Source organism: Campylobacter sp. BCW_6465, assembly GCF_001762815.1.
In the GTDB taxonomy this organism is placed as follows: Bacteria; Campylobacterota; Campylobacteria; order Campylobacterales; family Campylobacteraceae; genus Campylobacter_D; species Campylobacter_D jejuni.
On sequence record NZ_MJXN01000086.1, the window covers coordinates 22,918 to 45,920 of the forward strand.

At 30.3% G+C, this 23,003-nt stretch carries 22 protein-coding genes and 1 pseudogene; 17 read left to right on the top strand and 6 right to left on the bottom strand.

Features of this window, described 5'->3' with window-relative positions; genetic code table 11:
• Window positions 1-6: 6 nt before the first annotated feature.
• From AJ886_RS05640 to AJ886_RS05660, 5 genes are all read right to left on the bottom strand, one after another.
• Window positions 7-780 (bottom strand): MetQ/NlpA family ABC transporter substrate-binding protein, encoded by a 774-nt coding sequence (locus AJ886_RS05640; protein ID WP_002872575.1) that lies wholly within the window; start codon window positions 778-780, stop codon window positions 7-9.
• A gap of 189 nt (window positions 781-969) precedes the next feature.
• Window positions 970-1,881, bottom strand: a complete 912-nt coding sequence (locus tag AJ886_RS05645; protein WP_044780307.1) for a methionine ABC transporter permease — start codon at window positions 1,879-1,881, stop codon at window positions 970-972.
• Complete coding sequence (locus tag AJ886_RS05650; protein WP_070275167.1) at window positions 1,878-2,888, bottom strand: methionine ABC transporter ATP-binding protein; 1,011 nt, start codon at window positions 2,886-2,888, stop codon at window positions 1,878-1,880. The genes AJ886_RS05645 and AJ886_RS05650 overlap by 4 nt, the downstream gene beginning before the upstream one ends.
• A gap of 4 nt (window positions 2,889-2,892) precedes the next feature.
• Window positions 2,893-5,505: a valine--tRNA ligase gene (locus tag AJ886_RS05655; protein WP_070275166.1), complete on the bottom strand. Its 2,613-nt coding sequence runs from the start codon at window positions 5,503-5,505 to the stop codon at window positions 2,893-2,895.
• Window positions 5,506-5,527: 22 nt separating this feature from the next.
• Window positions 5,528-6,547 (bottom strand): hypothetical protein, encoded by a 1,020-nt coding sequence (locus AJ886_RS05660; protein ID WP_002861422.1) that lies wholly within the window; start codon window positions 6,545-6,547, stop codon window positions 5,528-5,530.
• A 128-nt stretch (window positions 6,548-6,675) separates the two neighbouring features.
• Here AJ886_RS05660 and AJ886_RS05665 point away from each other — a divergent pair, with 128 nt between their 5' ends.
• From AJ886_RS05665 to purU, 14 genes are all read left to right on the top strand, one after another.
• Window positions 6,676-8,706, top strand: a complete 2,031-nt coding sequence (locus AJ886_RS05665; RefSeq protein WP_070240458.1) for an ATP-dependent helicase — start codon at window positions 6,676-6,678, stop codon at window positions 8,704-8,706.
• A 23-nt stretch (window positions 8,707-8,729) separates the two neighbouring features.
• Complete coding sequence (gene peb2, locus AJ886_RS05670; protein WP_079396823.1) at window positions 8,730-9,497, top strand: AcfC family adhesin PEB2; 768 nt, start codon at window positions 8,730-8,732, stop codon at window positions 9,495-9,497.
• Window positions 9,498-9,594: 97 nt separating this feature from the next.
• Window positions 9,595-10,122 carry a thiol peroxidase gene (gene tpx / locus AJ886_RS05675; protein ID WP_002856712.1) on the top strand — a complete coding sequence of 176 codons (528 nt, stop codon included), beginning with the start codon at window positions 9,595-9,597 and terminating at the stop codon, window positions 10,120-10,122.
• Window positions 10,123-10,345: 223 nt separating this feature from the next.
• Window positions 10,346-13,120 carry a periplasmic nitrate reductase subunit alpha gene (gene napA / locus AJ886_RS05680; RefSeq protein WP_070287352.1) on the top strand — a complete coding sequence of 925 codons (2,775 nt, stop codon included), beginning with the start codon at window positions 10,346-10,348 and terminating at the stop codon, window positions 13,118-13,120.
• Window positions 13,121-13,137: 17 nt separating this feature from the next.
• Entirely contained in the window at window positions 13,138-13,878 is a 741-nt protein-coding gene (gene napG, locus AJ886_RS05685) for a ferredoxin-type protein NapG (RefSeq protein WP_070275162.1), read from the top strand.
• Complete coding sequence (napH, locus tag AJ886_RS05690) at window positions 13,875-14,657, top strand: quinol dehydrogenase ferredoxin subunit NapH (RefSeq protein ID WP_074469907.1); 783 nt, start codon at window positions 13,875-13,877, stop codon at window positions 14,655-14,657. The genes napG and napH overlap by 4 nt, the downstream gene beginning before the upstream one ends.
• Window positions 14,654-15,178, top strand: coding sequence for a nitrate reductase cytochrome c-type subunit (locus AJ886_RS05695; RefSeq protein WP_010891887.1), 525 nt, complete (start codon window positions 14,654-14,656; stop codon window positions 15,176-15,178). Before napH ends, AJ886_RS05695 begins: the two co-directional genes overlap by 4 nt.
• A gap of 4 nt (window positions 15,179-15,182) precedes the next feature.
• Window positions 15,183-16,097 (top strand): WD40 repeat domain-containing protein, encoded by a 915-nt coding sequence (locus AJ886_RS05700; protein ID WP_070275161.1) that lies wholly within the window; start codon window positions 15,183-15,185, stop codon window positions 16,095-16,097.
• Window positions 16,090-16,428, top strand: coding sequence for a chaperone NapD (locus AJ886_RS05705; RefSeq protein ID WP_002852435.1), 339 nt, complete (start codon window positions 16,090-16,092; stop codon window positions 16,426-16,428). Before AJ886_RS05700 ends, AJ886_RS05705 begins: the two co-directional genes overlap by 8 nt.
• Window positions 16,429-16,437: 9 nt before the next feature.
• Window positions 16,438-16,611, top strand: coding sequence for a Sec-independent protein translocase subunit TatA2 (tatA2, locus tag AJ886_RS05710; protein WP_002852615.1), 174 nt, complete (start codon window positions 16,438-16,440; stop codon window positions 16,609-16,611).
• A 78-nt stretch (window positions 16,612-16,689) separates the two neighbouring features.
• Complete coding sequence (locus tag AJ886_RS05715; RefSeq protein ID WP_002859818.1) at window positions 16,690-16,938, top strand: tetratricopeptide repeat protein; 249 nt, start codon at window positions 16,690-16,692, stop codon at window positions 16,936-16,938.
• Window positions 16,935-17,426, top strand: a complete 492-nt coding sequence (locus tag AJ886_RS05720; RefSeq protein WP_044794316.1) for a CiaD-like domain-containing protein — start codon at window positions 16,935-16,937, stop codon at window positions 17,424-17,426. The genes AJ886_RS05715 and AJ886_RS05720 overlap by 4 nt, the downstream gene beginning before the upstream one ends.
• The gene (locus tag AJ886_RS05725) at window positions 17,395-18,513 is read left to right on the top strand and encodes a CCA tRNA nucleotidyltransferase (RefSeq protein ID WP_070275160.1); all 1,119 of its coding nucleotides are present in this window, start codon (window positions 17,395-17,397) and stop codon (window positions 18,511-18,513) included. Before AJ886_RS05720 ends, AJ886_RS05725 begins: the two co-directional genes overlap by 32 nt.
• Window positions 18,510-19,334, top strand: a complete 825-nt coding sequence (gene purU, locus AJ886_RS05730; protein WP_044794319.1) for a formyltetrahydrofolate deformylase — start codon at window positions 18,510-18,512, stop codon at window positions 19,332-19,334. Before AJ886_RS05725 ends, purU begins: the two co-directional genes overlap by 4 nt.
• Here purU and AJ886_RS05735 read toward each other — a convergent pair.
• A complete protein-coding gene (locus tag AJ886_RS05735; protein WP_074469910.1) occupies window positions 19,331-20,605 on the bottom strand; it encodes an aminotransferase class V-fold PLP-dependent enzyme in 1,275 nt (424 codons plus the stop codon). The two genes, purU and AJ886_RS05735, sit on opposite strands and share 4 nt — an antisense overlap.
• A gap of 35 nt (window positions 20,606-20,640) precedes the next feature.
• Here AJ886_RS05735 and AJ886_RS05740 point away from each other — a divergent pair, with 35 nt between their 5' ends.
• From AJ886_RS05740 to AJ886_RS05750, 3 genes and pseudogenes are all read left to right on the top strand, one after another.
• Entirely contained in the window at window positions 20,641-21,519 is an 879-nt protein-coding gene (locus tag AJ886_RS05740; protein ID WP_044794322.1) for a DUF234 domain-containing protein, read from the top strand.
• A 3-nt stretch (window positions 21,520-21,522) separates the two neighbouring features.
• Window positions 21,523-22,542: a fla regulon two-component system sensor histidine kinase FlgS gene (gene flgS, locus AJ886_RS05745; RefSeq protein ID WP_032582703.1), complete on the top strand. Its 1,020-nt coding sequence runs from the start codon at window positions 21,523-21,525 to the stop codon at window positions 22,540-22,542.
• Window positions 22,543-22,640: 98 nt separating this feature from the next.
• A pseudogene (locus tag AJ886_RS05750) lies at window positions 22,641-23,003 on the top strand (hypothetical protein); the annotation flags it as partial.

The window sequence follows — 23,003 nt, forward strand, 5'->3', positions numbered from 1 at the left end:
ACAAAATTAAAAAGCAGGTAAAACAGATCCGTTGTATTTTTCTATGATAAATTGTTTGATTTTATCACTTTGTAGAGCTTGGATTAAGGCTTTGATTTTTGGATCGTTTTCATGTCCCACTCTTACAACAAGAATGTTTGCATACGGGCTTTCTTTATCTTCGATAAATACGCTATCTTTTGCAGGATTTAGATTTGCAGAGAGAGCGTAGTTGGAATTAATTACAGCAAAATCAACATCATCCAAAGCTCTTGGAAGTTGTGCGGGCTTTAATTCTACAAATTTAATTTTTTTAGGATTGTCTATAATATCAAGAGGTGTTTTTAAAGCCTTATCTTTAAATTTTACCAAACCTTTTTTTGCAATAATATCTAAAGCTCTACTTTCATTGGTTGGATCATTTGGAATGGCGATTTTAACCCCTTCTTTAATATCATCTAGACTTTTGTATTTTTTGGAGTAAACAGCCATAGGTTCTATGTGTATGGCAGCTACTTTGATAAGTTTGGTGCCTTTGTTTTTATTAAATTCTTCCAAATAAGGAGTATGTTGGAAAAAATTTGCATCGGCTTCTCCGTTATCAACAGCTAGATTAGGTAAAACATAATCCGTAAATTCTTTGATTTCAAGTTTATAGCCTTGTTTTTCTAAATCAGGTTTTACTTGTTCTAGGATTTCAGCATGAGGGACGGGAGTTGCTGCAACTGTGATGGTTTCTAATGCATTTGCATTAAGACTTAATGTTAAAATACTTGCTATAAATAAAGATTTGATTTTCATTTTTTTCCTTTTTAGTCATTTTGTGCTTGCTTTAATCTTAATAAATTCACTCTGACTATCAGGAAGAAGCATATAAAAACTTGTTGATAGTCAGATTAACGCATCTGATACATCATTTTAATTCCTTTAATTTTTTTTAAATTTTACTTAAAAAAACTTATATTTATCTTAAAAGGAGATATAATCTCCTTATTTTTTGAAACCTTTATAAAGCAAACTTCCTAAAAATAAGATAAAAATAATTGCTTGCCAAAAGAAATTTTCATCATTGTTTATATTGATAACTATACTAACTCCAAGTAAAATCAATAGAGTGGCAATGATATATGTAGTTTTACTATTTTTAGCCCAAGTATAAAATAAATTACCTAGAATTTGAACTAACTGAACTAATATAAGTAAAATAACTACAGTTTGAATCATAACTTCTTTGTTAAATCTTTCATAACCATAGCGAATAGCGACATCTCCCAAACCTCCACCACCGACAGTTCCAGCAAGAGCAGAAAAACCAATGGTAAAGATTAAAGTTAGAGTAATTCCGCTAATTATAGCAGGAAGAGCCTCACTAAAGATAACCTTGAAGATAATTTGAATATTGCTAGCGCCATAACTTTTTGCTGCTTCTATGATTCCTTTGTCTATTTCTTTAAAAGCACTTTCAAGCATCTTTGCCAAATAAGGAGCTATTCCGATAGCTAATGGAACTATGGCGGCATTTGTACCTATGCTGGTGCCTACTATGATTTTAGAAAGTGGTAAAAGAACAACTATAAGAATTAAAAATGGAAAGGCACGCAGTATATTTGTAATAAAATCTAAAATGCTATAAGCGATTTTATTTTCTTTAATTCCGTTTTTATCCCAAATAGCAAGTAAAATTCCAGGAATAATAGCCAATAAAAATCCAAATAGTACAGCCATTAAACTCATATAAATTGTTTCATTAAGTGCAGGTTTTAAAATGTTCTCATAATTTTCACTGAAACTTGTGATAGAACTTAAACTCACTTCTTTAATATCCTGCCAAGAAAATTCATTAAAAAATTGAGAAATTCTACCAAAAAAAGCACTGATGATAGAGATGTTTTCTTCATTCATGATGCCACCTCCCATAATACTCCACTTTTTTCTATGTAATCAAGAACCTTGTCTTTATCCTTTTCATTTATATTTATAACTAAATTTCCTAAGGCTTTTCCATTAAGTTTTTCTATTTTACCCCAAACTATGTTAAAGTCTATATTTAGAGTTCTTGCCATATGAGTGATGACGCTATTTTGGGCAACTTCTTTTGGAAAGTAAAGTTTGATATTAAGTCCGTGTTTAGGCAAAAAATCACTTTCTCCTAAAAATTCTTTCATTTTGGCATTAGGCTTTAAAAAAAGCTCATCAATTGCTCCACTTCCTATGATTTGTCCATGTTCAAGCAATAAAGCTTTTTGAGCTATGTCTTTTACCACATCCATTTCGTGAGTTACTAAAACAACAGTAATCCCAAATTCAGTATTGATTTTAGATATAAGCTCTAAAATATTTTTTGTAGTGTTTGGATCAAGAGCCGAAGTAGCTTCATCACTAAGTAAAATTTTTGGGTTTAAAGCTAAGGCTCTAGCAATAGCAACGCGTTGTTTTTGCCCCCCACTTAGTTCTCTTGGGTAGGATTTGTTTTTATGATCAAGTCCTACGATTTCAAGCAAAGAATTGACTTTTTGGGCAATTTCTTTTTCACTCATGTATTCTTTATTAAAAAGCTTGGCATGAAATTTACACTGAGTATAGTGTGTTCTTAAAGGCATAGCAACATTTTCAAATACATTTTTGCGCTCCATTAGGGCAAAATTTTGAAAAATCATCCCTATATCTTTTCTAAGCACTCTTAGCTCTTTTGATTTTTTTTGACTTAAATCTTTAATTTCTTGATCAAAGACTTTTAAGCTTCCTTCTTGATAATTCTCAAGTCCATTAATACATCTTAAAAGAGTGGATTTTCCAGCTCCACTATGACCTACTATGGCGTAAATTTCACCCTTTTTAATCTCCAAAGAAACATCGTTTATCACGAGTTCCTTGCCATAATATTTTTTTAAATTTTTTATTTTTATCAAATTTTCAACCTCTTAGATTTTGAAGTTCAACTGATATTTTTTCAAGCTGAATTTTTAAATTTTCTAGAGCTTCTTTATTTTGCTCCACCACCTCTTTAGGTGCGTTAGCAGTGAATTTTTCATTTGAAAGCATGGAGTTAAGCTTGAAGCTTTCTTTTTCAAGCTTATTTTTTTGATTTTCAAGTCTTGTTAAAATACCACTTAAATCAACATTTTCAAGCGTAATGAAAATTTCTAAATTCTCGCTAACATCACATATTGCCTTTGGTAATTTTTCTTCACTAAATTCTATTTGCTCGCACTTTGCGAGCATCATGATAAAATTCATATAAGCTTTGATTTCATTTTTGATTTTTTTATCGTTAAATTTGATATAAGCTTTTTCTATTTTAGAATTTCCAAGATCGATTAAACTTTTAGCACGGCGGATACCAACTATGCTTTCTATAAGTAAAGAAAAGATTTTTTCTATATTTTTATCTTGTTCTTTAAATTTTGGATATTTGCTTATCATAATAGAAGGGCTTGTTTTAAGTTCTGTATCGCTTAGTTTATGATATAAATATTCACTGATAAAAGGCATAAAAGGATTTAAGAGCTTTAAAGCTTCTTTGAAAATACTACCAAGTTCTTTAACGCTTGATTTTTCTGCTTTGCTAAGCTCTATACCCCAATCGCAAAAATCATCCCAAAAGAATTTATATAGAGTATTGGCTGCATCATTAAAGCGATAATTGTCTAAATTTTCTCTTACATCCTTAACACAAGTTTGAAATTTGGCATAAATATATTTTGCTAATTCTGAATGAAGTGTGATATTTTCCAAATCTTCAAATTTACTTTCATTTAAAAGCAGATAATTTGTAGCATTATAAATTTTATTTGTAAAATTTCTAACTTGTAAAAGTTTATCATTGCTAAGTTTAATATCGCGTCCTTGTATAGCAAGAAGTGCTAAAGTAAAGCGTAAAATATCGGCACTATATTCTTTAATACTTTCATTTGGATCGATGACATTTCCAAGACTTTTACTCATTTTTCTACCTTGCTCATCTTTCACAAGAGCGTGTAAATAAATATCTTTAAAAGGAAGTTGATGTAAGGCATTAGTGCTTTGAAACATCATTCTAGCCACCCAGAAAAATAAAATATCAAAACCTGTAATGAGTAAAGAATTGGGATAAAAATCTTTTAAATCCTTTTCAGACCAAATTTTATCTTTACCCCAATTTTCATTCCCCCAGCCTAGAGTACTCATAGCCCAAAGTCCTGAAGAAAACCAAGTATCAAGTACATCTTCATCTTGTTTGAAATTTTGACTTTGACATTTTGGACAAGTTTTAGGCGTATGTTGGCTTGCCCATTCATGAGAGCATTCGCAATAATACACAGGAATTTGATGCCCCCACCAAAGTTGTCTTGAAATACACCAATCTCTTAAATCTTTCATCCAAGCATTAAAGCTATTTATCCAGTGATTTGGATAAAATTTGCTTTCGCCAAGTGCAACTTTTTCTATACTTTCTTGGGCGATTTCTTTTTTTACAAACCATTGCTTGGAGATATAAGGTTCAACTACATTGTTGCAACGATAACAATATCCTACCTGATTATTATGTTCTTCTGTTTTTTCTATAAAGCCAAGACTTTCAAGTTTGGCTACGATTTTTTCTCTTGCTTCTAAGCGTTCTAAACCTTGAAACTCTAAACAATGTTCGTTTAAAATTCCTTTTTCATTAAAAACGCTTATAAATTCTAAATTATGTCTAAGTCCTACTTCATAATCGTTCATGTCATGAGCGGGAGTAACTTTTACAACTCCTGTTCCAAATTCTTTTTCTACATGCTCATCAGCTATAATTTTAATGGCTTTTTTACTTATAGGCAAAATCACTTCTTTGCCCACAAATTTAGTATAGCGTTCATCGTCAGGATGTACCATAACTGCAGTATCGCCAAAAAAAGTTTCAGGACGCGTTGTGGCTACTACTAAAAATTCATCGCTATCTTTTAAAAAGTATTTAATATGATAAAGTTTTCCTTTGTTTTCTTTGTATTCAACTTCTATATCACTTAAAGCGCCATCGTGAGTACACCAATTTATCATGTAGTTTCCACGTACAATAAGTCTTTTATCATAAAGTTCTACAAAGGCTTTTTTTACGGCATTAACCAAACCTTCATCCATAGTAAAACGCAAGCGACTCCATGCAGGAGTGATGCCTAGTGTTCTCATTTGGTCTAAAATTTTTCCACCGCTTTGCTCTTTCCACTCCCAGACTTTTTCTATAAATTTTTCTCTACCTAGTTCTTCTTTTTTAATGCCTTGAGCAAGAAGTTGTTTTTCTACAACATTTTGAGTAGCAATACCTGCGTGATCAAGCCCTGGTTGATAAAGAACCTTATAGCCATCCATTCTTTTGTAACGCGTCATAATGTCTTGTAGAGTAAAAGTTAAAGCATGTCCTATGTGTAAAACTCCAGTGACATTAGGAGGAGGCATCATAATGCAGAAATTTTTATCTTTTTCTTGTATGGTTTTATTGCCATCGATCTCAAAATATCCGCGTTCTTCGCAAATTTGATAATACTCTTTTTCTAAATTTTTATCATACATTATTTGCCTTTATTGTTTTAGCTTATTTAATAGAGCTAATTTCTATAATTTCACAAAACGGGAAGAAATATTGTGCTGTATTAAGTCCAGTTTTCAAACTTTTGATATGTTTAGAAAAATCACTTCCTTTGCCATCTTTTTTAATTTGAAGTTTAAGTCTTTCTAAAATTTCTTCACGTGCTACATGTTCATTTAATTCTTTTGGATTGTTTAAATATGGGCTTAATCTATCTAAGCTAATATATTTATAAGCTTTTTTCATATCTGAAAAGATAATTTCTTTGTTATAGATAGTTAATTTCATTTCCCCTTTTGGTAGCATTTTAACAAAAATACTTAGATAATAATCTTTTGCATTATCTTGTATAACGCTTAGCATATCTTTTAACAGATTGATTCTATATTGGCTTAAAAATTTTCCATCTAAAATATAAACTTTCATATTTTCTGTACTAAGTTCAGGTTCTAAACGACTGTTTTTTCCTATGCTTAGATACTCTCTAGCGGTATTTAGATATTTATTTTTGTTTGACTTGTTTGATTGAAGTTCTTTTTTTACGGCTCTCTCTCTTTCTAAGATCTTTTGTTGTTTGCTGATTTCTTTTTTAAGAGCTTCTATTTTGGCTTGTTTATTTTCTTGTTTTAATTTTTCTTTATCCGTATCTAAAATTTGCTTATTTTCATTTGTATTAATATTATTACTTGTATTGGTGTCATTATTTAAGCTTTGATTGTTTTCGCTTATTGGCGTATTAAATGTATTGTTATTTAAGCTTTGATTTTCATCTAATGGGTTTGTTTCTTGCTTTTGGATAGTATTGTTATTAATATTTATATCTGATGAACTATTGTTGGTTTGGATCGAGGGCGAATAGGAATTATCGTAGTTATTAGTATACGATTTTTGCTCGGTGTAAGTGTTGGTGTTTAAGGTGTAATTCTTTGGTTTTGAATATTCAAAAAGATAATAATAGGTTCCACCTAATATCACAATAATAGCAATTAATATGCCAACAATAATAGAAAAAATTTTCAAATTCATTTGCTATCCCTTAAAAACAGAAAGTTAAATAATTTTAGCATTGTACTATAATCTAATATAAAGTAATTTTAAATTTTTATATTTTTAAGTAATTTTTTTTTATAATTTTAACTTTTATAAGGAAAATAATGCCACTTTCAAAATTAAATAATGAACAATATCTTGCTGCTACTGCTGATTTTGGACACAATCTTGTTATTGCAAGTGCAGGGACGGGAAAAACTTCTACTATTGTTGCAAGAATTTCTTATCTTTTAAGCAAGGGAGTGGCACCTCAAAAAATTATGCTTTTGACTTTCACAAATAAAGCCAGTAAAGAAATGATAGGGCGTTTAGGGAAATTTTTTGATAAAAATATTACCAGTAAAATACTTGCAGGAACTTTTCATAGTACGGCTTATACCTTACTTAGAAATGCGGATAAAAATATAATTTTAAAGCAAGCAAGCGAGTTAAAAACTCTACTTAAAAGTGTCTATGAAAAAAGAACCTTTAGGCATTTAAGTGATATAAAACCTTATCAATCAAGTTATTTATATGATCTTTATTCTTTGTTTCAAAACAAAGCACACAATCAAGATTTTTATACTTGGTTTTGTCAAAACTATGAAGAACAAAGTATTTATGCTGAAATTTATGAAGATATTTTAAAAGAATATGATAATGAAAAAAAGCGTTTTAATTATGTAGATTTTAATGACTTACTTATCAATCTAAAAGAGCTTTTAAAAGAAGAAAAATATGAATTTGATGAAATTTTAGTGGACGAATATCAAGACACAAATACTTTGCAAAGTTCCTTAATAGAGGCTTTTCATAGTAAAAGTTTGTTTTGCGTAGGGGATTATGATCAAAGTATTTATGCTTTTAATGGAGCGGATATTAATATCATAGGTGGGTTTAAAGATCGTTTTAAAGATGCAAAAATTTTTTCTTTAAATAAAAACTACCGTTCATCAAGAAGTATTTTAGCTTTGGCTAATAAAGTGATTTTAAATAACGAAAGATTATATCCAAAAGAACTTATTGTTACAAGAAATGATGAGTTTAAAGCCCCATCTTTGCTTACTTTTGAAGAATTATTTGATCAGTATCAAAATATAGCCAAAATGATACTTACAAGCGGAGTAAGTTTGGAAGAAATTGCCGTGATTTTTCGCAACAACTCAAGTGCTGATGGGGTTGAAGTAGCTTTAAGGGAGCAGGGCATTGCAAGTGTGAGAAAGGGAAGTGGAAGTTTTTTTGAAAGTTTGGAAGTTAAAGCTTTTAGCTCCATGCTTGCGCTTGTGGTAAATCCTAAAGATATCATGGCTTTTATTCATTTGGTTCAATATACCAAAGGTGTGGGTGGAGTTTTAGCAAAAGAAATTTTTGACGCACTTTTAAAATTAGGGCATGGAAATTTAATAAAAGGTTTTTTAGATCCTGATAAAAATGTAAATTTGCAAAATCATCAAAAAAGAAATTATCAACTTGGGCTTTTTGCAGATTTGGAAGAATTAGCCAGCGAAACTCGTTTTAAATTTGAGAGTGAATTTGATGCACATCCTATTTTAAGACTTTCAAAAATCAATGATTTGTGCGCTAGAAATTTGGAAAAAATCTATCTTTTTTTAAAAAAAGCTATGGAAATAAAACATTCTTTGACTTTAGTCAATTTAATTTGTGAAAATTCTTTTTATAGAGAAATTTGCGAAGAACTTGCAACCAAAAGAGCGACAAATAAAGCAGGGCAGGTGGATTTATTAAGAAAGAGTGAAAATTTAGAAAAAATAGAAACAAAATTCAATGTTTTAAAAGAGCTTACAAAAAATTATAGCGATATTTACAAGTATTATAATTTTCTAACTTTAGGTGCAAGCGAAATGAGTAGTGGCAAAGGAGTTAATTTGCTTAGCGTGCATGCAAGTAAGGGCTTGGAATTTGATCTTGTTTTTGTGATTGATCTTGCGCAAGGTCGCTTTCCTAATCAAAAGCTTATGGGAATGGGTGGAAGCTTAGAAGAAGAAAGAAGACTTTTTTATGTTGCGGTAACTAGGGCAAAAAATATACTTTATTTAAGTTATGCTAAATATGATAAAAACAAAAAAACTTCTTTTGCTCCTTCTCGTTTTCTTATAGAAGCAGGGCTTTGCAAGGGAGAGTTAACTATAGATTGATAGAATTTTCTTTCAAGTAAGTTATATTATTAAAGAAAGGTTTATTTTATGAAAAAAATATTAATTTTTTAAGTTTAGTAGCAGCAAGTTTTTTAAATGCTAAAATTTTAGTTTATGGTCCAGGTGGTCCTGCTCCTGTGCTAAAAGAGCTTGCTTTAAAATTTGAGGAAAAAACAAAAGAAAAGGTGATTGTAACCGCAGGTCCAACTCCAGCTTGGATAGATAAAGCAAAAGAAAATGCAGATTTGATTTTTTCAGGCAATACTTCAATGATGGATGATTTTGCTAAAAAAATTCCAAGTTTAAGTTTGGAAAATTTAAGCGTTTTAAATGTGCGTCCATCAGGTATTATCGTGCGTCCAAATAATCCAAAAAATATTAAAAATTTTGAAGACATTTTAAAAGATGGTGTAAATGTTATGGTGGTTGATGGTGCAGGACAAGTTGGACTTTATGAAGATATGGCTTTAAAAAGTGCAAAAAGAGAAAATTTGGTAAAATTACGTAAAAATATAAAAATTTATGCTAAAAATTCCAAAGCTGCTGTAGATGAGTGGAATAACAATCCAAATATTGATGCTTTAATCATTTGGTCTCATTGGGCAAAGGCTTTAGGCGATGATAAAGCTTTATTTATCAAAGATAAAAATGCAGTGATTTATCGTGCAGCTGAAATAGCTCCTACAAAAAAAGGTTTAGAAAATAAAAAAGCTTTAGAATTTGTAGATTTTATTAAGAGTAAGGAAGCTCAAAAAGTGTGGAAAAAATATACTTGGAAAGAAGTAAAATAATTTTCAGTGAAATTAAAAATAATTAATGTTTATAGGATATAATCACTCTTAAAACATTAATTGTAATAATGTTTAAAATATCAAAAAAGGAAATTAAATGAGTACAGTAAATTTTAAAGGAAATCCTGTAAAACTTAAAGGAAATTCAGTAGAAGTTGGAGCAGATGCTCCTAAGGTAAATCTTAAAGCTAAAGATTTAAGCGTGATTGAAATCGGTGCAGCGGGTAAAACTCAAATCATTTTAAGTGTTCCAAGCTTAGATACACCAGTTTGTGCTACAGAGGCTAGAGAATTTAATAAAAAAGTAGCCAGTTACAATGGTGCTGAAGTGATTGTAGTAAGTATGGACTTGCCTTTTGCTATGGGAAGATTTTGCAGTACAGAAGGTATTGAAAATTTAAGTGTTGCAAGTGATTTTGTGGCAAAAGAATTTGGTGAAAAATATGGTGTTTTGATAAATGAAGGTGCTTTAGAAGGGCTTTTAGCTCGTGCCGTATTTGTGATTAAAGAGGGTAAAGTGGCATATAAAGAACTTGTAAATGAAATCACAGAAATGCCAGATATTGCAAAACTTGATGCATTTTTTGGTGGTTCTAGCTGCTGCGGTGGTTGTGGTTGCCATTAATTTTGATTAAGCCCATTCTTAGGGCTTAATTTTTACATCTTCATTTTTTTATTATTTTAAGTTGATTATTTTTAATATTTATTTTGTGTAAGAATAATATAAAAAGGACAATAAAACTCCTATAAAATAGAGCTTTAAAATTATTATTTTTATTAAAATTTCAAGAGATTTTTATACTCCATTTTTTATAATAAGATGATTTTTTTATTTTGGAGGAATAAGGATGAATAGAAGGGATTTTATTAAAAATACCGCTATTGCAAGTGCTGCTAGTGTTGCAGGACTTAGTGTTCCAAGCTCTATGCTTGGCGCGCAAGAAGAAGATTGGAAATGGGATAAGGCTGTTTGTAGATTTTGTGGAACTGGCTGTGGAATTATGATAGCCAGAAAAGATGGCAAAATCGTAGCAACAAAAGGCGATCCTGCAGCACCCGTAAATCGCGGACTTAATTGCATCAAAGGTTATTTTAATGCTAAAATCATGTATGGTGAAGATCGCCTTGTTATGCCTTTGCTTCGCATGAATGAAAAAGGCGAATTTGATAAAAAAGGCAAATTTCAACAGGTTTCTTGGCAAAGAGCTTTTGATGAAATGGAAAAACAATTTAAAAAAGCCTACAATGAACTCGGCGTTACAGGTATAGGGATTTTTGGTAGTGGGCAATACACTATCCAAGAAGGTTATGCTGCTTTAAAACTTGCAAAAGCGGGTTTTAGAACAAACAATATCGATCCAAATGCAAGACATTGTATGGCCTCTGCAGTGGTTGGTTTTATGCAAACTTTTGGTGTAGATGAGCCATCAGGCTGTTATGATGATATAGAACTTACAGATACTATCATCACTTGGGGAGCTAATATGGCTGAAATGCACCCAATCCTTTGGTCAAGAGTAAGTGATAGAAAACTAAGTAATCTTGATAAGGTCAAAGTTGTTAATCTAAGCACTTTTTCTAACCGTACTTCAAATATTGCTGATATTGAAATTATTTTTAAACCAAATACAGATTTGGCTATTTGGAACTACATAGCAAGAGAGATTGTTTATAATCATCCAGAGGCTATGGATATGAAATTTATCAAAGATCACTGTGTATTTGCAACTGGTTATGCTGATATTGGTTATGGTATGAGAAATAATCCAAATCATCCAAAATTTAAAGAAAGTGAAAAAGATACAGTTGAAAAAGAAAATGTAATCACTTTAGACGATGAAGAGGCTACTTCTTTATCTTATCTTGGCGTTAAAGCGGGTGATAAATTCGAAATGAAACATCAAGGTGTGGCTGATAAAAACTGGGAAATTTCTTTTGAAGAATTTAAAAAAGGTTTAGCCCCTTATACTTTGGAATACACTGCAAAGGTAGCCAAAGGTGATGATAATGAGTCTTTGGAAGATTTTAAGAAAAAACTTCAAGAATTAGCTAATCTTTACATAGAGAAAAATCGCAAAGTCGTAAGTTTTTGGACTATGGGCTTTAATCAACATACAAGAGGTTCTTGGGTAAATGAACAAGCTTATATGGTGCATTTTTTACTAGGAAAGCAAGCTAAACCAGGTAGTGGAGCCTTTTCTTTAACAGGACAGCCAAGTGCTTGCGGAACGGCTAGGGAAGTAGGGACTTTCTCCCATCGTTTGCCTGCGGATATGGTTGTGGCAAATCCAAAACACAGAGAAATTTCTGAAAAAATTTGGAAAGTTCCTGCAAAGACCATCAACCCAAAACCAGGTTCTCCTTATCTTAATATCATGAGAGATTTAGAAGATGGAAAAATTAAATTTGCATGGGTGCAAGTGAATAATCCATGGCAAAACACTGCAAATGCAAATCACTGGATCGCAGCAGCAAGAGAAATGGATAATTTTATTGTTGTAAGTGATTGTTATCCTGGAATTTCAGCAAAAGTAGCTGATCTTATTTTACCAAGTGCTATGATTTATGAAAAATGGGGTGCTTATGGTAATGCTGAAAGAAGAACTCAACATTGGAAACAACAAGTCTTACCTGTAGGTGCTGCCATGAGTGATACTTGGCAAATTTTAGAATTTGCAAAACGCTTTAAGCTTAAAGAAGTTTGGAAAGAGCAAAAAGTGGATAATAAGCTTACCTTGCCAAGTGTTTTAGAAGAGGCAAAAGCTATGGGTTATAGTGAAGATGATACACTTTTTGATGTACTATTTGCCAATAAAGAAGCAAAAAGCTTTAATCCAAGCGATGCTATCGCAAAAGGCTTTGATAATACTGATGTTAAAGGCGATGAGAGAAAAATTCAAGGCAGTGATGGAAAAGAATTTACAGGCTATGGCTTTTTCGTTCAAAAATACCTTTGGGAAGAATATCGTAAATTTGGCTTAGGACACGGCCATGATTTAGCGGATTTTGATACCTATCATAAAGTAAGGGGTTTAAGATGGCCTGTGGTTAATGGCAAGGAAACACAGTGGAGATTTAATACTAAATTTGATTATTATGCTAAAAAAGCGGCTCCAAATTCAGATTTTGCTTTTTATGGTGATTTTAACAAAATGCTTACAAATGGAGATTTAATAGCTCCTAAAGATGAAAAAGAGCACAGTATTAAAAATAAGGCTAAAATTTTCTTTAGGCCATTTATGAAAGCACCTGAAAGACCAAGTAAAGAGTATCCATTCTGGCTTGCAACAGGAAGGGTTTTAGAGCATTGGCATAGTGGAACTATGACTATGCGTGTGCCTGAGCTTTACCGTGCTGTCCCTGAAGCGCTTTGCTATATGAGTGAGAAAGATGGAGAGAAATTAGGCTTAAATCAAGGTGATTTGGTTTGGGTGGAATCTCGTCGTGGTAAAGTAAAAGCAAGAGTAGATATGCGTGGAAGAAACAAACCGCCTGTAGGACTTGTGTATGTGCCGTGGTTTGATGAGAATGTATATATCAATAAAGTTACTTTGGATGCGACTTGTCCGCTTTCAAAACAAACTGACTTTAAAAAATGTGCTGTAAAAATTTATAAGGCTTAATTTAGGGTTTTGATTAAATGAAAGGTAGAAGAGAATTTTTCGTTAGCGCCTTTAAGGCTGCATGTTTATGTACAGGAGGTGGATTTTTGGTTAATTTGACTTTAAAAGCCGATGATAATTATGCCTTGCGTCCTCCTGGGGCTGAAGATGAAGCTAGATTTTTAAGCAAATGTATTCGTTGTGGGCTTTGTGTAAAAGCCTGTCCTTATAATACTTTAAAGCTCGCTAGCTTGTTAGATAGTCCAAAAAATGGCACGCCTTTTTTTAGAGCAAGAGAAATTCCTTGTTATCTTTGTAAGGATATTCCTTGCATTAGAGAATGTCCAACTGATGCTTTAGATAAAAAGCATTTAGAGCAGGGTATAGAATCCTTGAAAATGGGTATTGCTATTGTTGATAGTGCTTCTTGTGTGGCACACTGGGGAATTCAATGCGATGCTTGTTATAGAGCTTGTCCTTTGATAGATAGGGCTTTAAAACTTGAGCTTAAACGCAATGAACGCACCGCCAAACATGCTTTTTTACTACCTAGTGTGGATCATGAAGTGTGTGTAGGTTGTGGGCTTTGTGAACTTGCTTGTATTACTGAAAAACCGGCCATTCGTGTTTTACCAAGGGAGTATGTATTGGGAAAAGCAGGATCTCATTATGTAAAAGGCTGGGATGAAAAAGATGAAGGTCGTATAAAAAATGCAGATACTTCAAAACATTTTAATGCTAAAAAAGCAACCAATTATTTAAATGATGGAGAACTGTGATGAAGTATTTAATTGCTAGACGCATCGTTCAGCTTGGAATTTTAGCGCTTTTTAGTTTTAAAGCTACAGATTTTATCTTGCAGGGAAATTTAAGTTCTTCTAGACTTTTTAATACCATACCTTTAAGCGATCCTTTTGCGGTTTTGCAAATCATTTTAGCAAGCTGGAGTATAGATTTAATGGCTTTAATAGGAGCTTTGATTATATTTTTTATCTATGGTTTGCTTTTAGGAAGGGTTTTTTGCTCTTGGGTTTGTCCTGTTAATTTAATCACAGATTTTGCTGCTTTTGTGCGAAATAAATTAACCCTTAATAATAAATTTTTAATTTTGCCTAAAAATTTACGCTATTTTGTATTAGTCTTGGTTTTAATCCTTTCTTTTGTATTTTCATTACCTGTGTTTGAAAGTTTTTCTTATATAGGAATGATACATAGAGGGATTATTTTTGCTACAAGTTCTTGGATTTTTGTAGCCTTTATACTTTTTTGTATCGATACTTTTTTAAGCCCTAGGGCAATTTGTTCACATTTTTGTCCACTAGGAGCTTTTTATGCTTTTATTTCTCGTTTTGCTTTGCTTAAAATAAAGCATGATAGTGATAAATGCACTAAATGTTATGAATGTATCCGTATTTGTCCTGAAAAACAGGTTTTGTGGATGGTTGGAAAAGAAAGTGCTAGCGTGAAATCAGGAGAGTGTATAAGGTGTGCAAGATGTATAGAAGTTTGCAATGATGATGCTTTGAATTTTAATATTTTTGATTTAAGGAATAAATAATGAAGAAGAAATTGGTTTTATTAGGAAGTGCTGCAGTGGTATTTTTTGCCGCTTGCGCAATGAATAGTGGGGTAAGTTCAGAACAAATTGGACTTAGAAAAGCAAGTTTAGAAAATGAAAATAAAGTAAATTTAGTGGAGGCAAATTTCACAACTTTACAGCCTGGGGAATCTACTCGTTTTGAGCGTTCTTATGAAAATGCACCACCATTAATTCCGCATGCTATTGAAGATTTGTTACCTATAACTAAAGATAACAATATGTGCTTAAGCTGCCATGATAAGGCTATAGCAGCAGATGCTGGTGCAACTCCACTTCCTGCTAGTCATTATTATGATTTTAGACACAACAAAACCACAGGAGATATGATTAGCGATAGTCGTTTTAATTGTACTCAGTGTCATGTTCCACAAAGCGATGCAAAACCTTTAGTGGGAAATAGTTTTAAACCTGAATTTAAAAATGAACAATTAAAAAGTCGTTCAAATTTAATTGATGTGATTAATGAGGGTGTAAAGTAAATAAATGAAAAAATTTCTTTTTATTTTGAGTCTTTTTTGTGTTTTATCTTATGCTTATGAGCTGAAATTAAATGCCAATATAACAGCTTTAAAACTAGATAAGCAAAACTTATATATAGGCACTGATAAAGGTGAAATTTTACAATATAACATTAAAGATAAAAGTTTAAAAGAACTTTTATCTTTGCCAAAGATTAAAAATTATTATGGTGATGATTTTGCTAAAATTTACAACATTGATATTTTTAAACATACACTTTTAATACTTAGCGAGGGTGATTTTGGTGCTAAAAATTTAAGTTTTTATAAGGAAAATTTACAAATCAAAAAGCTCGAAGAAAATAGCATAATAAAAGCATTTTTTATCAATGAAAACACTTATCTTTTGATTTCTATTGGTTCTGAAATAGAATTGATTGATAAAAGTTTAAAAAATATAAAAAAATTTAATTTTTCTCATTCTAGTCTTAATGATGCAGTTTTAAATGAAGATAAGAGTATGCTGGTTGCAGGTTTTGAGAGTGGTGAAGTAGAACTTTTTGATTTGAAAAATTGGAAGATGTTAAAAAACTATGATAAAATGCATAAAGATAATATCTATCAAGTAGATTTTAAAAATAATATTATTTTAAGTTGTGGAACGGATAGGCGTATAGGAGTTGTAAAAAATGAAGAGCAAAATTTTTTGCAAAAAGATTTTTTGATATATACTTGCGCTTTAAGTCCTAATGGAGAATTCGCTGTTTATAGCGATAATGAAGCTGGAGTTAGTGAAGTTTTTAGCACAAGTGATTTTAAGCCTGTTAAAACTTTTAATAATGAAAATTTGATGAGTGAGTTTATTATTTTTTTAAACAATAAAGATTTTATTGTTTCAGGCTTTGGTGATAGTATAATGTTTAGGAGTATTGATGAATAATCTTTCTAGTGTTTTGATTTTAGCAAAAGAAGAATATATAAATGATTTAAAAAAGGCTATATCTGAAATTCCTTTTTGTTCTGTAGAACTTTGTGAAAATGAAAAGATTATAGTTGTGATTGAAAGTGAAAATTTAGAAGATGAATTAAACTCTTATAAAATGCTTGAGAAATTGCCAAATATTATCAGTATTAATATGGTTTTTTCTTATCAAGATTTAAATGATGATATCCAAAAAGCAATCAATAGTGGCGCAATAGAAACGATAGAAAAAAATGAAAATGCTGAGAATGTTCGCTACTATGGTAGTGTATTTAATCAATTTTCTTAAAGTGTAAAGATGGTATTTTTAATCCCATTGCTTATTATAATTGGTGTTATTTTTGGAATTGATTATGTGTATTTTAAAAATCAAGATTTAAAAGTGCAAGTTAAAAAAGAACAAAAAGAATTAAATTCTAGTTTAGAGAAAGAAAAAAAAGAATATATAGAAAAATTATTTAAAACAAAATAGACATTAAAAATCATATTATTTTCTTAAAGATAAATTAAAAAGCTTTTTGCTAGAATTAAAGAAAAATTTTAGGAAACAGTGATGAAAAATACAGTCACTGAAGCTTCTATCTATGAGGCTCAAGGGTTAAAAGACGAAGCTTTAGAAATTTATAAAAATATCTTAAAAGAAGATCCAGATAACCAAAACGCTATCGATGCGGTTCGTCGTCTTAGTGGTTTTAGATCCAAGCATAAAGATTTAAACACTCAAATGTTGGATTTTTTTATTAATATGAAAAGCGATGAAGAAATTAATGAATTTAAAAGGTGGTTGATAAAAATATGAATTTGGAAGATTTAGCTAAAAAAACCATTAGCGAAGTTAGCTCTATCATGGAAGAGCAAAGAAGACAAAATGAAATTTTAAAAGAACAAGAATTAAGCAGAAAAACTGAAATAAAAGATGAATTACCACCTATGGAGTTTGTATGCGAAGAACTTGATACTCCGCAAGACTTAGAAGATAAAATTTCTATGGCAAAATTTGAAGAAGAGCAAAAAATACAAAATAATATTGAAATTTCTACTCAGGAAAATAAAGAGTTTAAAAAAGAAGAGCCTTTTTTACAAAGTGAAATTTTAAATCCCAGTGTTATGACAGAGGTTCAAACGCTTAATGAGGATATTTTTTTAAAACATCTTAGAGAGAGAATTTTAGTTCTTTTTGAAGGTTTAAATAGTATAAAAAAAGATGATCTTGAAAATAGATTAAACTTGACCATAAATTTTTTAGAGTTTTTGCTTGCAAATATCGAAGATAAGCTTAAAAAATAATCCCGATTTACAGTTTATCGCTGAGTTTTTAAAGCCTTATACTAAACGAGCGTATTTGGTTGGAGGTAGCGTTAGGGATTTGTTTTTAGGTTTAAAAATTTGCGACTATGATATAGAGCTTTATGATATAAAATCTAAAGATTTTGAAAAGATTATGCAAAAATTGGGCGCACAAGGCTTTGGAAAAAGTTTTTTTGTATATAAGTTTAAAAATTATGATTTAGCTCTTGCTAGAACCGAAAATAAAATAAGCTATGGACATAAAGGTTTTGAAGTTCAAATTTGCAATGATGAAAAACTTGGCGCCAAAAGACGCGATTTTACCATAAATTCTATGATGATTAATCTTTTTAACGATGAGTTTTTAGATTTTTACGGAGGATTAAAAGATCTAGGAGTAGGCTTTTTAAGGCATATTGATAAACAAAGCTTTCAAGAGGATAGTTTAAGAGTATTAAGAGCGGTAGTATTTGCTTCAAGGTTTAACTTTAAGATAACTAGCGAAAGCTTGAAATTGATGCAAAGTATGGATATTACTGATCTTAGCAAAGATAGGATCAATGCAGAGCTTTATAAATTCTTTAAAAGCCCTAGACTTGATGTCGGCTATAGATATTTACAAGAACTTGGCTTAGAGAAACAGATTTTTGGCTTTGAGAGTGTTTTTAAGAGTTTGGAATTTCAAAATTTACTCAGACAAAGTAGAGAATTTGTAAAAAGTGATGCTTTATTCTTGTATTTGTATTTGAATTTTTTTAATTTAGAAAAAGATATATTTTTTAAAAGAACTAAACTTAAAAAAGAATACCTAAAATACGCAAATCAAGCTTTTTATCTTGATGATATAAGTGATTTTGAACTAGCAAAAATTGCTTTTGAAATGCCTTTGAAGGAATGGCTTGGACTTTGGAGTAAAAAGCGTATTGAACAAGCTAAAAGATTAGGGCTTTATGAGAATAAGTTTGAAAGTAAAATTTTAGCAAAAGATTTCATAAATGCTGGATTTTGTGGTAAAATTCTTGGTTTAAAGCTTCAAGAAGCAAGAGAGAATGAATTAAAAGAATATATAAAAGGTTTAGCTAAATGATTTCTGTATTAAAAATTTGTACCAAAGATCAAAAAGGTTTAATCTATAGAATTTCTGATGTTATTTTTAAATATCATATCAATATAGTAAAAAACGATGAATTTGTAGGCGAAGGAATGTTTTTTTTTCGTGCTCTTTTAGAAGGTGAATTTGATAAAGAAGCTTTTATAGGAACGCTTGAGGCTATGCTTGGACAAGAAGCCTTGATAGAGCTTTGCGAGAAGAGAAAAAAAGATATTGTTGTTTTTGCTACTAAAGAAAGTCATTGTTTGGGAGATTTGCTAATAAAGCATTATAGTAACGAACTTGAAGCAAATATCAAAGCTGTGATTTCAAATCACAACTCTTTAAAGGATTTAGTTGAGAAATTTGAAATTCCTTATCATTTTATCAGCGCTGAAAATTTAGATCGTAAAGAGCAAGAAAATCACATTTTAAAATGTCTTGAACAATATAAATTTGATTATTTGGTTTTGGCAAAATATATGCGAATTTTATCTCCTGATTTTGTTGAGCATTTTGAAGGTAAGATTATAAATATTCACCATTCTTTCTTACCTGCATTTATAGGAGCAAATCCTTATAAACAAGCCTTTGAAAGAGGGGTTAAAATAATTGGAGCTACGGCACATTTTGTAAATAATAATCTTGATGAAGGTCCTATTATCACTCAAGCTGTTTTACCTGTAAACCATGAATTTACTTGGCAAGATATGCAGCAAGCAGGTAGAAATATAGAAAAAGATGTTCTTTCAAAAGCACTTGATTTGGTTTTTGAAGATAGAATTTTTATACATAATAATAAAACTATAATATTTTAATGCGATAATTTTACTATAGTTTTATTTAAAGCATTAAAAAAATAATCAATATCCTCTTTTTCATGCGTATAATGCAAGCTTATTCTTAACCAACCTGGTTTTGTTTTAAGTTTTTGATTATCTTTTAAGCCTAGCAAATCATGACCATAAGGCCCAGCACAAGCACATCCAGCGCGTGTTTCTATGTGGTATTTTTTACTAAGTTCGTAAGCGATATCAAAAGGAGAAATTCCTTTGATATTGAAAGCAAAAATAGGCAATCGAGTTTTTAAATTCTTTGCATATAAAATTAAATTAGGTATAGTTTTTAGTTGTTCAAAAAAATAATCTTTTAAAATTTCTTCTTTTTTTTCTATATTTTTAACCCCTATAGAATCTTTGATTTTAAAAGCTAAGCTAGCGCGAATGAGTTGTAAAATTCCAGGTGTTCCTCCTTCTTCTAAAGCTTCTTCATTGCAAAGGTAGCATTGTGAAGTGCGAGAAACATAGCCCACAGTTCCACCTGCTGCAAAGCTAGGCTTGTTTCCGCAAAGATCTTTTTTGATGGCTAAAAGTCCAGAACCGCCAATACCACCGATTAATTTATGAGAACTTATAAACAACGCATCATAGTATTGACAAGATATGTTTTTATAAGGAATGAAACTAGATGCATCAAAAGCAACTATCCCTTTAAATTTACGAACCATTTCAGAAATGCGTTTGTAATCACTTAATATCCCAGTAACATTTGAAGCTAAAGAAAAGCTAGCGATTATTTTCCTTTTTTTGTTTTTTTGTAAAGTTTTTTCTAGAAAATCAAAACCAATTTCTCCATTTTTATCCAAGGGAATTCTAATACATTCGCACAAGCCTTCTCGAAATGAAAGTTCATTAGAATGATGCTCATAAGGCCCTACGATAACTAAAGGTAAAGTATTTTTATCAATTTGCGTAAAATATCTTTCTTTTACAAGAGGGGGAATGTAAATGCCGATCAATTCTTGAAATTTTTTAATAGCACTGCTTGATCCTGTTCCGCAGGCTATAAGGGCAAAATTTTCATCTAATGATAAACTTTTTTTTATATCTTTTCTTGCTTGTTCGTAAATTTGTTGAGTTTTAAAAGAATTTAAAGAGCTATCAGAATGTGTGTTTGCATAGGTTGGGAGAATTTTTGAAATTTCTTTTTCTACACATTTTAGAGCTAAAGCACTTGCTGTGAAGTCAAAATGCAAAATACCTTTTTTTAAGATCAATTCTTTTTTTAAATCTGAAATTTGCAAATACAATCCTTATAAAAATTTGCTAAAATTATACTATAAAAATGCTTTATAAAAGGAAAAATATAAAATTTAAGAACTTTGTAGATTTGCATAAGAATTTATCTTTAAGTAAGCTTTTTGATTTTTATAGTGTGTTTGAAGGTTTTGAAAAATTAAACATTTTAAATTTTGAAGACGATGTATTTGTAAATATAGAGCGAATTTTGCTTGATGATTATCTAAAAATCAAAAGTTATTTTGCCTTGGATGAAACAAGTTCTTACGCTCTTACTTTACTAGCTAAAAACAATCGCAAGCGTTTTTCTATCAATAGAAAAATTCAGCATTTTAAAGCTTTATCTACACTTAAATATCTTTTAGAAACAGGTATAATAAAACTTGAGTATAGTAAGGAAGCTAAAAAAATAAAAGATAAAAGACAAAAAATCAAAAAAGAACTAAGATCTTATGTTGTCCAAGATAAGATTATATTTAGCAATCATTTTACTCGTTTCTTTTTTTATTTTTTAAAGCCCAATGAAAAGCTTATTTTACAAAATCGTTATAAAGAAGTTTTAGAATGCATTAAAGAAAAATTTGAACTTTATCAAAGTTTTTGTTTTGAACAGCTTTCTAGAGAATTGCTTGAGAAAAAATTCAATATCAATGGAGTGCAAAGTTACTGGGATAAGAATTTAGAACTTGATCTTTATTATCAAGATGAAAATTTGTGTTTTGTCGGAGAAGTTAAATTTAAAAATAAAAAAATTTGTAAAAATATTTTAAATCTTTTAAAATCAAAAGCAAAGTCTTTAAATTTGGCTCCAAATTATTATATTATAATCTCAAAAAATGGTTTTAGCAAGGAATTTGATAAAATATGCGAACAGAATTTGCTTTTATTTGATTTGAATGATTTTAAGATTTTATTAGAGGAATGATAAATGAATGAAAGTATTTTAAAAAGTTTAGACTCAAATGAAAAAGAAACCCTACAAAAAGGCTTAGAAAGTCTTATAGAACAAACTTATGTAATAGAAAATGAATACAAAACTTTAAATGAAAACTATAATTCCTTACGTGCAATGGTTGATGAGATTATAGAGGTATTGCCTAGTGCGCTTTGGATTTTAGATAAAGAAAAAAATATTATTTTACAAAATCAAGAAGCCTTGAAAAATCCAAAATTACTTAGTATCATTAGTCTTGATAAAATTCGTGATGAGCTTGAATTTGAAGGTAGGTTTTATGCGGTAAAAATCATAGCACATAATGAAAAAACTATAGTTTCAGCTACAGATATTAGCGATGAAAAACGCAATGAAAGGCTTGCAAGCATGGGTAGTGTAGCGGCTCATTTGGCACATGAGATAAGAAATCCTATTGGATCTATATCTTTACTTGCTTCAACCCTTTTTGCTCGTAGTGAGCTTAAAAATAAGCATATAGTTCTTGAAATCCAAAAGGCTATTGCCAGAGTAGAGCGTATCGTAAATTCAACTTTACTTTTTACTAAGGGTGTGCACATCAATGCTTTAAATTTTAATCTTTTAGAGTTAAAAGAAGAGTGTGAAAGCGCCATTAACTCTTATAATTTTACTTCTCAAATAGACTTTGAAATATCTTTTTTGAATAAGCAGATTTGTGCTGATAAAGCTCTTCTTGGTTTGGTTTTGCAAAATTTGATTTATAATGCTATTGATGCAATAGAAGAAAGCGAATGTGAAAAGCCTATGATTAAAATTTTAGCAAGTTGTGATAATGAAAAAATATGCATCAGAGTGTATGATAATGGTTGTGAAATAAAAGATGAGAAATTGGTTTTTGAAGCTTTTAAAACAACAAAACTTAAAGGCAATGGGCTTGGCTTGTCTCTTTCTAAAGAAATCATAAACGCTCATAAGGGAGAGTTAAGTTTTCAAAGCGATCCTAAGAATTTTTATTTTACCTTACCTTTGGTGTGATAAATATTTTCTTTTCACTCCAAAACGGAACAGATCTTGCTTATATTATTTTAATATATTTAGGTTGAAGGCAGAAAAATCTAAATTAAGGAATTAATATGAGTATCTTTAGCATCAATGATAACTCAAACTATAATTCTATACTTTCACAAAGTAAAGCTAATAAAGAAAGTAAAGAAAATTCTAAAATAAGTTTTGCTAATGCTTTTTTAAAACAAAATGCCAGCAAGTTAAGTGATATAGAAAGTAAAAATTCACAAACTCTAGCAAGAAGTGAAATATTAAATTCTACTAATACAACAAATACTAGCAATAATACTAATTTTAGTATAAGTAGTAAGACAAGTTCTCCTAATTATGATATATCAAGTGAATTTAAAAACTCTATTTATACTCTAAAATACAAACAAGCAGATATAAGTAATAATACAGCCTATGGTTATAGTGTAGATAAAGATGGT